Origin of the sequence: Pseudomonas sp. B2M1-30 (genome assembly GCF_025447575.1) — a bacterium.
In the GTDB taxonomy this organism is placed as follows: domain Bacteria; phylum Pseudomonadota; class Gammaproteobacteria; order Pseudomonadales; family Pseudomonadaceae; genus Aquipseudomonas; species Aquipseudomonas botevensis.
Map to the genome: position 1 here is coordinate 532,210 of NZ_JAOEJT010000003.1, position 12,398 is coordinate 544,607.

Sequence of the window (12,398 nt, forward strand, 5' to 3'; positions counted from 1 at the left end):
ACCAGAACACTTTTGACCAGATCTCTGGAGAAACACATGACTCTTTCTCATCCCGTCGCGGTCATCACCAGCGACGAGCAAGCCCTGATCGTCGCCAGCGACCTGGCCGAAGATTTCCAGCGCGACAGCAACCTGCGTGACCGCGAACGACGCCTGCCACTGGCGGAACTGGAGGTGTTTTCCCGCTCCGGTCTGTGGGGCATCAGCGTCCCCAGGGAATATGGCGGCGCCGGTGTGTCCAACGTGACCCTGGCCAAAGTCATCGCCCTGATCGCCCGGGCCGACGGTTCCCTCGGGCAGATTCCGCAGAACCATTTCTATGCCCTCGAAGTGCTGCGCGTGAACGGCAGCCACGAGCAGAAACAACGCCTGTACGCCGAAGCACTCGCCGGCCAACGCTTCGGCAATGCGCTGGCGGAACTGGGCACCAAAACCGCCCACGACCGCATCACCCGCCTGACTCGCCATGGCGACGGCTTCCACATCAACGGGCGTAAGTTCTACGCGACCGGTGCGATCTACGCGCAGCGCATTCCGACGTTGGTGGTCGATGAAAACGGCGTGCAGCAATTGGCCTTCGTCCCTCGCGACAGCAAGGGCCTGACGGTGATCGACGACTGGAGCGGCTTCGGCCAGCGCACCACCGGCAGCGGCTCGGTGGTATTCGAGGATGTGTACGTCGCCGCCGAAGACGTGGTTGCATTCCAGAGCGCTTTCGAGCGCCCGACCACGGTCGGCCCGCTGGCGCAGATTCTCCACGCCGCCATCGACACCGGCATCGCCCGCGCCGCCTTCGAGGACGCGTTGCACTTCGTGCGCAGCAAGACCCGGCCATGGATCGACTCGGGCAACGACAACGCCACCGAAGACCCGCTGACCCTCAAGAGCTTCGGCCACTTGAGCATCCGCCTGCACGCCACCGAAGCGTTGCTCGAGCGTGCCGGCGAATTCGTCGATGCGGCGCAGGCCGAGTCCAATGCCGAGACGGTCGCCGCCGCATCGATTGCCGTGGCCGAAGCCCGGGCGATCAGCACCGAAATTTCCCTCGCTGCCGGCAGCACCCTGTTCGAACTCGCCGGCAGCCAGGCCACCCTGATTGAACACGGCCTCGACCGGCACTGGCGCAACGCCCGGGTGCATACCCTCCACGACCCGGTGCGCTGGAAATACCACGCGGTCGGCAACTACTACCTCAACGATGAAAACCCTCCGCTGCGGGGGACCATCTGATGACGGCGGCAAAAAAGAAGATCCTGCTCAACGCGTTCAACATGAACTGCATCGGCCACATCAACCATGGTTTGTGGACGCATCCGCGCGATACCTCGACCCGCTACAAGACCATCGAGTACTGGACCGAACTGGCACAACTGCTGGAGCGCGGACTGTTCGACGGCCTGTTCATCGCTGACATCGTCGGCGTGTACGACGTCTATCAGAACGCGGTGGACGTGACGCTGAAGGAGTCGATCCAGTTGCCGGTCAACGATCCGTTGCTGCTGGTTTCGGCGATGGCGGCGGTGACGAAAAATCTCGGTTTCGGCCTCACCGCCAACCTCACCTACGAGCCGCCGTACCTGTTCGCCCGGCGCATGTCGACCCTCGATCACCTGAGCCGTGGACGGGTCGGCTGGAACATTGTCACCGGTTATCTGGACAGCGCCGCCAAGGCCATGGGCCTCAGCGAACAAGTCGAGCATGACCGGCGTTACGACCAGGCCGACGAGTACCTCGAAGTCCTCTACAAGCTTTGGGAAGGCAGCTGGGAAAACGACGCGGTGCTCAACGACCCGCAAGAGCGGGTCTACGCCTTGCCGGACAAAGTCCACAAGGTCGAGCACAAGGGCGAGTTCTATCAGGTCGAGGGTTATCACCTGTGCGAGCCGTCGCCGCAACGCACACCCGTGCTGTTCCAGGCCGGCAGTTCCGATCGCGGCCTGCTGTTCGCCGGACGTCACGCGGAGTGCGTGTTCATCAGCGGTCAGAACAAGCCGTCGACCAAAATTCAGGTGGACAAGGTACGCGCCAGCGCCGTCCAAGCGGGGCGCAATCCAGAGGACATCAAGGTGTTCATGGGCCTGAACGTGATCGTCGGCGCCACCGAGGAAGCGGCCTGGGCCAAGCACGCCGAGTACCTGAGTTACGCCAGCGCCGAAGCCGGCGTGGCGCATTTTTCGGCGTCCACCGGGATCGATTTTTCCCAGTACGAGATCGACGAACCGATCCAGTACGTGAAGAGCAACGCGATCCAGTCGGCCACCAAGAACCTGCAGAACAACGACTGGACCCGCCGCAAATTGCTCGACCAGCACGCCCTCGGCGGTCGCTACATCACCGTGGTCGGTTCGCCGCAGCAAGTGGCGGATGAGCTGGAATCGTGGATCGCCGAAACCGGCCTCGACGGCTTCAACCTGACCCGCATCGTCACCCCGGAAAGCTATGTGGACTTCATCGACCTGGTGATTCCGGAGCTGCAACGGCGCGGGTCGTACAAGACCGCTTATGACGACGGCAGCCTGCGGGAAAAGCTGTTCCACGGCACAGCGCATCTGCCGCCGCAACACACGGGATCGGCGTTGCGCCGCTGAAAGTTTCGCGGGCAAGCCCGCTCCCACGGGCCTTGCCCGGACATAAAAATTCATGCACTGACTGGATAACCACCATGACCAAGAAACTCCTGACCCACCCAGTCAAAGCACTGGCCCTGGCCCTCGGCCTGTTCAGCTCGGCGGTATTCGCCGCCGACGCCCCATTGAAAGTCGGCACCACCGCCGCGTTCGCCATTCCGCTGGAAGCCGCCGTTGAAGAGGCCTCCAAGCAAGGTCTGAAAGTCGAGCTGGTGGAGTTCACCGACTGGATCGCGCCCAACGTCAGCCTCGCGGCCGGCGACATTGACGTGAACTACTTCCAGCACATTCCCTTCCTGGAAAACGCCAAGGCGGCCTCCGGCTTCGACCTGGTGCCGTTCGCGCCGGGAATCATCAACAACGTCGGCCTGTACTCGAAGAAATACAAGAGCTTCGACGAGTTGCCCGAAGGCGCCAGCGTCGCCATCGCCAACGATCCGATCAACAGCGGTCGTGGCCTGCAACTGCTGGCGAAGGCCGGCCTGATCACGTTGAAACCCGGCGTTGGCTACAAGGCCACCGAAGACGACATCGTCAGCAACCCGAAGAAGATCAAGATCCTGCAAGTCGAAGCCGTGCAACTGGTACGCGCCTACGATGACGCCGATCTGGTGCAGGGCTACCCGGCCTATATTCGCCTGGCGAAGACCTTCGATGCCGGCTCCGCGTTGCTGTTCGACGGCCTCGATCACAAGGAGTACGTGATTCAGTTCGTGATCCAGCCGAAGAGCAAGACCGACCCGCGCCTGATCAAATTCGTCGACATCTACCAGCACTCGCCAGCGGTGCGCGCCGCCCTGGATAAAGCCCACGGCAAGCTGTACCAGGCCGGTTGGGAAAGCTGAGCATGAGCGCCGCCATCCAACGGCGACTGGAGAATCCAGAGCCACACTCTCTTTCCGAGAGGCATGCCGACAGCACCGAACTGCACCCCGAGCTGAACCGCGCCCACGTGCGCTTTATCGGCCTCGGCAAAACCTACAACGGCGCCCAAGGCCCGGTCGCGGCGCTGCAAGGCATCGACCTGGCGATCCAGCGCGGTGAAGTGTTCGGCATCATCGGCCGCAGCGGCGCCGGCAAGTCGTCGCTGATCCGCACCATCAATCGTCTGGAACAGCCGACCTCGGGCCGGGTGCTGATCGATCAGGTCGACATCGGCGGGTTCGACGAGGACCGCCTGGTCGCCCTGCGTCGGCGGATCGGCATGATCTTCCAGCACTTCAACCTGATGTCGGCCAAGACCGTCTGGCAGAACGTCGAGCTGCCGTTGAAAGTCGCCGGCGTGCCCAAGGAACAACGCGACAGGAAAGTCAGCGAACTGCTGGAGCTGGTTGGCCTGCAAGCCAAGCACAAGGCCTATCCGGCACAGCTTTCCGGTGGACAGAAACAGCGCGTCGGCATCGCCCGCGCGCTGGTGCATGACCCGGACATTCTGCTGTGCGACGAGGCGACCTCGGCGCTGGATCCGGAAACCACCCAATCGATCCTCGGCCTGCTGCGCGAGATCAACCGGCGCCTGGGCCTGACCATCGTGCTGATTACCCATGAGATGGCGGTGATCCGCGAAATCTGCGACCGGGTGGTGGTGCTGGAACACGGACGCATCGTCGAGCAAGGCCCGGTGTGGGAAGTGTTCGGCAACCCGCAGCACGAAGTCAGCCAGACCCTGCTCGCGCCGCTGCAGCATGCCCTGCCCGAAGAGTTGCAGAGCCGTTTGCAGGCGCAATCGCCCTCCCCCGACGCCGCCGTGGTGCTGCGCTTGCAGTTCACCGGCAGCAGCCAGGACGAACCGGATCTGGCGGCGCTGTTCGGCGCCCTCGGTGGCCGGGTGAGACTGCTTCAGGGTGGTGTGGAACGGATTCAGGGCCATGCCCTCGGGCAACTGCTGCTGGCGGTGAGCGGCTCAAGCTTGAGCGCCGAGCAATTGCGCCAGCGCGCCGCGCCATGGGCACAACGCACGGAGGTGCTGGGTTATGTGGTTTGATCGCTTGCTGCAGGGTTTCATCGACACGTTCCTGATGGTCGGTGTGTCGTCATTGATCGCGTTGCTGGCCGGGATTCCCATGGCGGTGATTCTGGTCACCAGTGACAAGGGCGGTATCTACGAAGCGCCGGTGCTGAACCGCGCCTTGGGCGCCTTCGTCAATCTGTTCCGCTCGATTCCGTTTCTGATTCTGATGGTGGCGCTGATCCCGTTCACCCGGCTGATCGTCGGCACCACCTATGGTGTCTGGGCCGCTGTTGTGCCGCTGACGATTGCCGCGACGCCGTTCTTTGCGCGGATCGCCGAAGTGAGCCTGCGCGAAGTCGATCATGGCTTGATCGAGGCCGCGCAAGCCATGGGCTGCCGGCGCTGGCACATCGTCTGGCATGTGCTGTTGCCCGAAGCACTGCCGGGGATTGTCGGCGGCTTCACCATCACGCTGGTGACGATGATCAACTCCTCGGCAATGGCCGGCGCAATCGGTGCCGGCGGACTGGGCGACATCGCCTATCGCTACGGCTACCAGCGCTTCGACAGCCAGATCATGCTCACGGTGATCGTGCTGCTGGTGGCGCTGGTGGCGGTGATTCAGCTCGGTGGCGACCGCTTGGCGAGGGGGTTGAACAAGCGCTGAAACACCCTGCCGATGAGCGACTTGGGCGTGGTCGGATCACAACGCGAATTCTCCGGAATTTCAGGCAATGTCCTCGGTGAAAAACCGACTTTTCCGACACGGAAAGGGCTGATTCGCCAGCCCGGATCAGGTTCGTTTGCAGGACGCTTCCGAGATGGTTTCCTGCGCTTGTGCCTGAAATTTGCGCTGGCTAATCTCCGATTATCACTGCCCTGCAGTGACCGGGTTCAGTCGTACGGATTTCGCAGGACACACAACCTCATCTGCTCCAGGGAGGCTGTGCGCAGCCTGGCGGTCAGTGACTGACCTGCGTGCAGCCGCTGCCCTGATCGTCCAGTCTCGGGACGGGCCGGCTCCCATCACCGCCAGGAGTTTGCTCATGGAAAAACGCCTTCCCGATCCGCCGTTCAACCTCGCGTCCAACAAGAGTTTCACCGAGGACTTGCTCAAGGATCGTTCCGCACTGTGCCGTGCCGTCGATTCCCACCTGACCGGCAACCCGGTCGCCGCTCCGGGGAACCTGCACATGTACAACATCAGCGACGAGGTGACACTCGAGGACGCCCAACTGTATATCGCCGATCTGCTGCGCTGCGCCTCGGTCACCGCGCATCAGTGTGGCGACCACCTCGATGGCGCGGACCGCGCCATGGTGTTCTCGGTCTGGCACTTGCTGGAGATCGCCAAGGCGATGGTCGATCGCTCGATCGATTGCCTGCACATCAAGCCACGCTGATCCCTTCTCGCTCCCAGCCGATCAATGTGGGAGCGAACCTGCTCGCGATGGACTGCACAGCAGCCGCCGGCCGCATGGCGTATATTCGGCCAATCTCCATCGCCTGCGCAGCCTGCCCATGAAGCAAAGTCCCGACGACCTCGAACAGATCACCACGACCACCCTGGGCCATTACAACGCCGTGGCCGAAAGCTTTCGCGAAGGCACCCGCGATCACGATGTCAGCCAGAACATCGATGCGCTGCTGCGACATCTCCAGGGATCGGCGCCGTGGCACATTCTCGATTTCGGCTGCGGGCCGGGGCGCGACTTGCAGACCTTCACCCGCCTGGGCCACGTCGCGGTAGGCCTCGATGGCTCGCAGGAGTTTGCCCGCATGGCCCGCGAGGACAGCGGTTGCGAGGTCTGGCAGCAGGACTTCCTGAAACTCGATCTGCCGGCGGAGCGCTTCGACGGAATCTTCGCCAACGCGGTGCTGTTTCATGTGCCGTTGCAAGAATTGCCGCGGGTGCTCAGGCAACTGCACGGGACACTGAAACCGGGAGGCGTGCTGTTCAGTTCCAACCCGCGCGGGGACAACCGTGAAGGCTGGAACGGACCTCGGTACGGCGCCTATCACGATCTTGAGGCGTGGCGCGGTTTGCTGAACGCCGCCGGGTTCGTGGAGCTTGAGCATTACTACCGGCCGGCGGGGTTGCCTCGGGAGCAGCAACCGTGGCTCGCCAGCGTCTGGCGCAAGGCCTGACGCTTTTTTTCAGGGCTGCGCGCCGATCTGAAAATAACTCGACTTGCCCTGCGCGGAACGCACCGTAATACTCTGCCCCGGCAATGTCAGCCCCTGAACTTCACGCGCCTGCGCCGCGAAATTGGCCAGCAGGCGCGTGCCATCCGCAAAGGTCGTCTGCTGCACCTGCCGATCCTCGCTCAGCCACTGAAAACCAGTGAGCGCCTGAGTTGCGAGGCGTTCATGCAACGGGCGGAAAAAAGCATCCTGGCGCGCGATCAGCGGCAAACGCTGCTGCAACGTATCGGCGCTCAGGTGATAGAGCGGCGGCACGTTGTAGAGCAGTTGGGTGAGCTCGTTTTCGACCCGCACATTGCTCAGTTTGAGACTGTCGAACAGCCAGTGATGGGTGGTGATCACCGAGCCGTGGAACACCGCCTGATACAGCGGCAAACGGGTCTGCGGGGCGAAATGCACCGTCCGGTAAGGCTCCTTGAGCGGCACCGTTTTGAAGAACACCTCGGGCCTTTCGTTGGGGAACCAGCGGCCCACGTAATACGGGGACTTGGGGTTCTTGCTCATGTCGGGGTCACCCCAGCCGATCACCGGGGTCTGCATCCCATGGGCAAACAGCACGCCTCGTGCCGTGGTGGCGTTGCCGTCCTCCGAGCCGGCCGGCAACTGCAAGGTCTCGTTCACCCAACGTGAGGCATCGACATTGCCCTCGGCGTTCTGCGCCTGGGTCATGGTCGCACCGGGGCCATAACTGTCGAACAGCATGCCGGTGGCGTAGGCATCGAGAAACCAGCTATTGAACCCGGCCCGGGCCTGAACGGCTTTGATCCGTGCCTCAAGCAATGGCCGCACGCACTGCGGCCGGGTGTAATGCCCCGATTGTTGAAAGCCGCTCTTGAACGCGCCGCTGCTCAAGACCACCGCACATTCAAGGTTGGCCCTGGCGCCGAGGTGCGCGGTGGTCCAGTCGGGGTTTTCAGTGCTGGTCAACGCGGTTTCATATGAGTCGTAAGGCGCCAGCAGATACCCGGCCGCCACACCCTGGCGTACCGTTTCTGGATGCCAGAGACCGCCCTCCCAGCCTTCGCCGAGGCCCAGCCACAAACGCGTCAATCCAGCGGCCTGCAACTGCTCGATCGTTACCGGTGACAGCGTGCTGCCCCAGCGCTCCGGGGTTGTTATCAGCGCGTCGGCAAACGTCTTCGCCACTTCCCCGCGCACCCGCCCGTAACCATCGGCCAGTGCCTGCATGTCCGGCTCGGCGACTGCCTGCCAGCCACTTCGTGCCCTTTGATTGAGCGCCGCATTGAGGCCGCGCAGCAACGTGGTTTGCTGATAGCGGTCGAGCGGCGCTTTGGCGCGGCTGAGGATCTGCAAGGTTTCAGCGTCGAAGCTACCACGCAACTCGCTGGCGAGAGCATCAGTGCTCCCCAGCCGTTTCAGCAACGCCGGCCAACTGCGCACATCAGCGGGGCCGAGCAGGTCATTGCCCCACAGATAAACATGACTGGCACCGAGCAGTTTCTTCGCCTCAGGGGTTTTCCGCAGTTTGTCGCTCAAGGGTTCGTATTGGCGATTGTCGATCAGCCACTGACGATAGCGTTTGGCACCGGCCAGCGGGTCGGCATCACCCAGCGACAGGGTGAACGTCAGCGCTGCGCGTGGATCCAGCGAGGTGAATTGATGACGGGCGGCCAGCGCCAGGGCCTTGCCATCGGCGCTGAAACTCAACCGGTTGTTATAGGAATTGCTCAGCATCCAGTTCAGCGTGAAGCGACCATGATCGACGCCCCACAGCGGCAAGCTCAGGTCCTGGGTGGTATTGAACTCGCCCTGATCCAGCAGAAAGCCTTGCCAGCGTGCATCCCCGGCAGGCACGTAATGCCCCTCCGCCAACGCCCAGATCAGGCCTTTGCCCATGGCGCTGCCCGGTTGCCTGAGGAAACTCAGCTCACCGGGATCGCGAGCGCGGATAGACAGCGACAGGTCACGCTGATCGAGACGGGCGCTGAGCGTCCAGGCGCCGTCGTCCCATTGCCAGTCTGCGTGCGTGGCGCTCTGCGTGAGGCGGCTGACGGTGTGCGGATCGACGCCGGCCGAGGCCTGCACCGGTTTTTCCTGTGCGGGGGTGACGCGGATCGACAACGTTGCCGGGTCGAGTTCGACGCGCCAGAGCGGGTTTTCCAGCACAGTGCCGGCCGACACCCAGGACGATGACAACCCGGCGCAAGCGAACAGGGCGTAGCGCAAAACGCGATGAAAAAGCTGCATGGGAATGGCCCTTCTGCGTCGAGAGCAAGGAGGGTAAGGGCAACCGGAACGGGATGTCTGTCAGCAAAATGTTGGAAATTTGTAGAGCACTTTCGCGGGCATCTCGCTTCCAGGTTTTTGCCGAACAGTCCCGGTCGCTCGATCAAACCGCATGACGGGCAGGTTCTTCGTGACATCTGACAGCCGTTTCACCGTTCGCCACCAGCCAGCGAAACAGCTCGCTGACCGAAACCGTATGGCTGCGCTCGATCCAGCGCACCAGCGCCGGGCCGTAATGCTCGCTGTAGCGGCTGAGTACCACTTGCCGGCAGTCGGGCGAAAAACTCAGGGTGATTTCCCGGCAGTGCAGCGGTGCTTCCGGGTGGCGACTGACCTGTTGTTGAAGCAATTCAAAAACCATCGGCCGCGGCTCCTGTGCATTGCGTTTGCGTCGCCTGCGGGGAACCCTGCTTGCCGTCCATCACGAAACCGGCGCGATGTTCGGCGACCACATTGCGCAACGCACTGTAGTAGTCCGGCAGTTTTTGCAGGCTGTCGGTCAGCGGCAGGGCTTCGGCGCGACCATCGACGATGTCGCCAACGGTGTTGATCGTCGACAGCGTGTCCACGGTGTCGCTGCTGTCGCCGAACGGATCGACCACAAAACTCAACACCCGTCCGACCGCGTCGCGGCTGTTGGAGGTGCCGAGCAGCGGCAACTCCACAATCGGCCCGCTGCCGATGCCCCACACACCGAAGGTCTGGCCGAAGTCTGCCTGATGGCGGGCGATGCCGAGTTTGCCGGACACATCGAACAGACCGGCCACCCCCGCCGTGGTGTTGATCACGAAACGCCCCAGCGTGTTCGCCGAACGCCGTGGATTGCCTTGCAGCAGGTCGTTGATGAACACCTTGGGCTCGCCGAAGTTGGCGACGAAGTTGTGCACACCGCTCTGGAAGACATCCGGCAGGTAGCGATAGCCCCGGGCGACCGGTGCCAGGGCGTAGTCATCCACCACCCGGTTGAACGCGAAGATCCCGCGATTGACCGGCTCCGCCGGGTCGTACACGGAATAGGCAATATCGGCGCAACGCACATCGGCCGGAGCCGACGACTGGCTGCTGCAACCGGCCAGCCCGACGGCCAGCACGGCAATTGAGGTGTTGCGGGCCAGCCAGGGAGCACAGGTGTAACGCGGCATAGGGCAAGTCTCGGGAGAAATTCGCCGTGATGCTGAGCCCAGAGTCTTGCGCAAAAATGTCTGGTTTATTGCGCCGCTGACGCTTTGTTGCACGATTGAAATATATGACGCGCCGCCACGAATGGTTTTAGATGGCGGTTCCATTCACGCCCCTAAGTGACCCTCGGTGAACAGCCTGCTGATTGTCGACGACGACCTTGAAGTCCTCGACCTGCTGAAAAAATTCTTCGTGCAACACGGCTACCGCGTCGACGTCGCCACCGACGGCGCGTCGTTGTGGGCGGCCATCGAACGCCAGCCGCCAGACCTGATCATTCTGGATGTGATGTTGCCGGGCGACAGCGGATTGATCCTGTGCCAGCAACTGCGCGTTCGCCACGCCATGCCGGTGATCATGCTCACCGCCATGGGCGAACTCAGCGACCGCGTGGTCGGGCTGGAACTGGGCGCCGACGATTACCTGACCAAACCCTTCGACGCCCGCGAGTTGCTGGCTCGGGTGCGCGCCGTGTTGCGCCGGGTCGACGAACGCCGCCCGCTGGCCGAGGAACGGCCACGGCCGCTGATCGATTTCGCCGGTTGGCACCTCGACGTCACCCGCCGCGAACTGCGCTCGCCGGACAACGTGATGATTCCGCTGTCGGCGGGCGAGTTCGACCTGCTGCTGGTGTTCGTCGAGCACCCGCAACGCATCCTGACGCGCGAACAGTTGCTGGACTTGGCTCGCGGTCAACGTCACGACGCCTATGACCGCAGCATCGACGTGCAAGTCAGCCGCCTGCGCCGCAAGCTGGAATCCGACACCAAGCGCCCGGCGATGATTCGCACCGTGCGCAATGGCGGCTATCTGTTCACCCCCGGCGTGACGCGCCGATGAACTGGCTGAAGCGGATTCGCCGGGACACGGTGGCCCGCTGGGTCGCCTTGACCATCATTCTGGCCATGTTGATTTCACTGGCGCTCAATGGCCTGTTTATCCAGTTGGCCGGGGTTTGGGCGCGACCGTCATTGACCGAGGCCGGCATTCTGGAAAACGCGGCGACCATCGCCCGCCTGGTCGATGCGGCGCCGCCATCGGTGCGTGCGCAATTGGCGCGCTCGGTGACGGAGGACGGTTTCACGGTCAGTTGGCACCTTGATCGGCAGGACCTCAATTTGCCGACCGTGGACGATCCGGTTTCCGAGGAAGGCTCGAAGATCCTGCTGCCATTGCTGCACGCCACGAGCCGGCGGATCGAAGCCTATGAACCCAGTGATTGGGCCGAAGCCCCGGAGCAGGCCCGATACATGCTGGTGATCCAGTTGTCGGATGGCTCATGGCTGAGCTTCTCGGCGCCGTCGCGCAGTTGGGGCCTCAACGAAACGCCGCGCGTGCTGATCATCATCCTGCTGGTGCTGATCTCCACCGCCCTCGTGGCTCTGGTCGCCACCCGCCGCCTGGCCACCCCGCTGCAACGCTTCACCGAAGGCGCCCGACGTTTCGGTACGGACTTCCGCGCGCCGCCCATCGAGCCCCTCGGCCCCCAGGAAATCCGTCAGGCGATCCTCGCGTTCAATGCCATGCAGGCCCAGTTGCAGCACTTCATCCGCGACCGCACGCAAATGCTCGCCGCCATCTCTCACGACCTGCGCGCGCCCCTGACCCGCATGCGCTTGCGCGGCGAATTCATCGACGACGTCGAGCAACAGCAGCGGCTGTTTCGCGACGTGGATGAAATGCAGGCCATGATCAATTCGGCGCTGGAGTTCTTTCGCGATGATGCGCGGCTGGAACCGGCCACCCAGTTCGATCTGGCGGAGCTGTTGCAGACACTGGAGGATGATTACCGCGATCAAGGCATCGAGATCGCCTTCAGCGGGCCGCAGCGGCTGGTGTATTTCGGCCGGCCGCTGGGGCTCAAGCGGGTGATGACCAATCTGCTGGATAACGCGATCAAATACGCCACGGAACCGGAGATGAAGCTGGTGGCCGACGCCGGGGAAGTGCGGATCAAGGTGCTGGATCGCGGGCCGGGTATTCCGGAAGCCAGCCTCGAACACGTCTTCGCGCCGTTCTTCAGGTTGGAAGGCTCGCGCAACAAAAGCACAGGGGGTGTCGGTCTGGGCTTATCCGCAGCGCGGGCGATTGTGCTGGAGCACGGTGGAGAACTGACCTTGCGCAATCGCTGGAAGGGCGGATTGCAGGCGCTGGTGATATTGCCTGTGCATTTTTGACCGGTGACTGGC

12 protein-coding genes are annotated in these 12,398 nt (G+C 62.9%); 9 read left to right on the forward strand and 3 right to left on the reverse strand.

Annotation, left to right across the window (positions count from 1 at the left end; translation table 11 throughout):
• Window positions 1-36: 36 nt before the first annotated feature.
• From N8H74_RS08985 to N8H74_RS09015, 7 genes are all read left to right on the forward strand, one after another.
• A complete protein-coding gene (locus tag N8H74_RS08985) occupies window positions 37-1,230 on the forward strand; it encodes an SfnB family sulfur acquisition oxidoreductase (RefSeq protein WP_262146949.1) in 1,194 nt (397 codons plus the stop codon).
• Window positions 1,230-2,588, forward strand: coding sequence for an LLM class flavin-dependent oxidoreductase (locus tag N8H74_RS08990; protein WP_262146950.1), 1,359 nt, complete (start codon window positions 1,230-1,232; stop codon window positions 2,586-2,588). The genes N8H74_RS08985 and N8H74_RS08990 overlap by 1 nt, the downstream gene beginning before the upstream one ends.
• 74 nt (window positions 2,589-2,662) lie before the next feature.
• Window positions 2,663-3,472 carry a MetQ/NlpA family ABC transporter substrate-binding protein gene (locus N8H74_RS08995; RefSeq protein ID WP_262146951.1) on the forward strand — a complete coding sequence of 270 codons (810 nt, stop codon included), beginning with the start codon at window positions 2,663-2,665 and terminating at the stop codon, window positions 3,470-3,472.
• A 2-nt stretch (window positions 3,473-3,474) separates the two neighbouring features.
• Entirely contained in the window at window positions 3,475-4,611 is a 1,137-nt protein-coding gene (locus N8H74_RS09000) for an ATP-binding cassette domain-containing protein (RefSeq protein ID WP_262146952.1), read from the forward strand.
• Window positions 4,601-5,245 carry a methionine ABC transporter permease gene (locus tag N8H74_RS09005; RefSeq protein ID WP_065261159.1) on the forward strand — a complete coding sequence of 215 codons (645 nt, stop codon included), beginning with the start codon at window positions 4,601-4,603 and terminating at the stop codon, window positions 5,243-5,245. The genes N8H74_RS09000 and N8H74_RS09005 overlap by 11 nt, the downstream gene beginning before the upstream one ends.
• A 379-nt stretch (window positions 5,246-5,624) precedes the next feature.
• Complete coding sequence (locus N8H74_RS09010; RefSeq protein WP_217832973.1) at window positions 5,625-5,981, forward strand: hypothetical protein; 357 nt, start codon at window positions 5,625-5,627, stop codon at window positions 5,979-5,981.
• 118 nt (window positions 5,982-6,099) lie between these two features.
• Window positions 6,100-6,726, forward strand: a complete 627-nt coding sequence (locus N8H74_RS09015; protein ID WP_262146954.1) for a class I SAM-dependent methyltransferase — start codon at window positions 6,100-6,102, stop codon at window positions 6,724-6,726.
• Window positions 6,727-6,735: 9 nt separating this feature from the next.
• Here N8H74_RS09015 and N8H74_RS09020 read toward each other — a convergent pair whose 3' ends face one another.
• The 3 genes from N8H74_RS09020 to N8H74_RS09030 form a co-directional block, all read right to left on the reverse strand.
• Entirely contained in the window at window positions 6,736-8,991 is a 2,256-nt protein-coding gene (locus N8H74_RS09020; protein ID WP_262146956.1) for a glycoside hydrolase, read from the reverse strand.
• A gap of 142 nt (window positions 8,992-9,133) precedes the next feature.
• Window positions 9,134-9,391 carry a hypothetical protein gene (locus N8H74_RS09025; RefSeq protein ID WP_262146958.1) on the reverse strand — a complete coding sequence of 86 codons (258 nt, stop codon included), beginning with the start codon at window positions 9,389-9,391 and terminating at the stop codon, window positions 9,134-9,136.
• Window positions 9,381-10,172: a VacJ family lipoprotein gene (locus N8H74_RS09030; RefSeq protein ID WP_262146960.1), complete on the reverse strand. Its 792-nt coding sequence runs from the start codon at window positions 10,170-10,172 to the stop codon at window positions 9,381-9,383. Before N8H74_RS09030 ends, N8H74_RS09025 begins: the two co-directional genes overlap by 11 nt.
• 166 nt (window positions 10,173-10,338) lie before the next feature.
• Between N8H74_RS09030 and N8H74_RS09035 the strand changes: the two genes are divergently transcribed.
• Complete coding sequence (locus N8H74_RS09035; RefSeq protein ID WP_262146962.1) at window positions 10,339-11,049, forward strand: response regulator transcription factor; 711 nt, start codon at window positions 10,339-10,341, stop codon at window positions 11,047-11,049.
• On the forward strand, window positions 11,046-12,386 hold the full coding sequence (locus tag N8H74_RS09040) for an ATP-binding protein (protein WP_262146964.1): 1,341 nt from the start codon (window positions 11,046-11,048) through the stop codon (window positions 12,384-12,386). The genes N8H74_RS09035 and N8H74_RS09040 overlap by 4 nt, the downstream gene beginning before the upstream one ends.
• The last annotated feature ends 12 nt before the right edge of the window (window positions 12,387-12,398 follow it).

Excerpts from the sequence above, each read along its gene's own strand:
- N8H74_RS08985 (WP_262146949.1), top strand. The coding sequence starts at position 37 with ATGACTCTTTCTCATCCCGTCGCGGTCATCACCAGCGACGAGCAAGCC.
- N8H74_RS08990 (WP_262146950.1), top strand. The coding sequence starts at position 1,230 with ATGACGGCGGCAAAAAAGAAGATCCTGCTCAACGCGTTCAACATGAAC.
- N8H74_RS08995 (WP_262146951.1), top strand. The coding sequence starts at position 2,663 with ATGACCAAGAAACTCCTGACCCACCCAGTCAAAGCACTGGCCCTGGCC.
- N8H74_RS09000 (WP_262146952.1), top strand. The coding sequence starts at position 3,475 with ATGAGCGCCGCCATCCAACGGCGACTGGAGAATCCAGAGCCACACTCT.
- N8H74_RS09005 (WP_065261159.1), top strand. The coding sequence starts at position 4,601 with ATGTGGTTTGATCGCTTGCTGCAGGGTTTCATCGACACGTTCCTGATG.
- N8H74_RS09010 (WP_217832973.1), top strand. The coding sequence starts at position 5,625 with ATGGAAAAACGCCTTCCCGATCCGCCGTTCAACCTCGCGTCCAACAAG.
- N8H74_RS09015 (WP_262146954.1), top strand. The coding sequence starts at position 6,100 with ATGAAGCAAAGTCCCGACGACCTCGAACAGATCACCACGACCACCCTG.
- N8H74_RS09020 (WP_262146956.1), bottom strand. The coding sequence starts at position 8,991 with ATGCAGCTTTTTCATCGCGTTTTGCGCTACGCCCTGTTCGCTTGCGCC.
- N8H74_RS09025 (WP_262146958.1), bottom strand. The coding sequence starts at position 9,391 with ATGGTTTTTGAATTGCTTCAACAACAGGTCAGTCGCCACCCGGAAGCA.
- N8H74_RS09030 (WP_262146960.1), bottom strand. The coding sequence starts at position 10,172 with ATGCCGCGTTACACCTGTGCTCCCTGGCTGGCCCGCAACACCTCAATT.
- N8H74_RS09040 (WP_262146964.1), top strand. The coding sequence starts at position 11,046 with ATGAACTGGCTGAAGCGGATTCGCCGGGACACGGTGGCCCGCTGGGTC.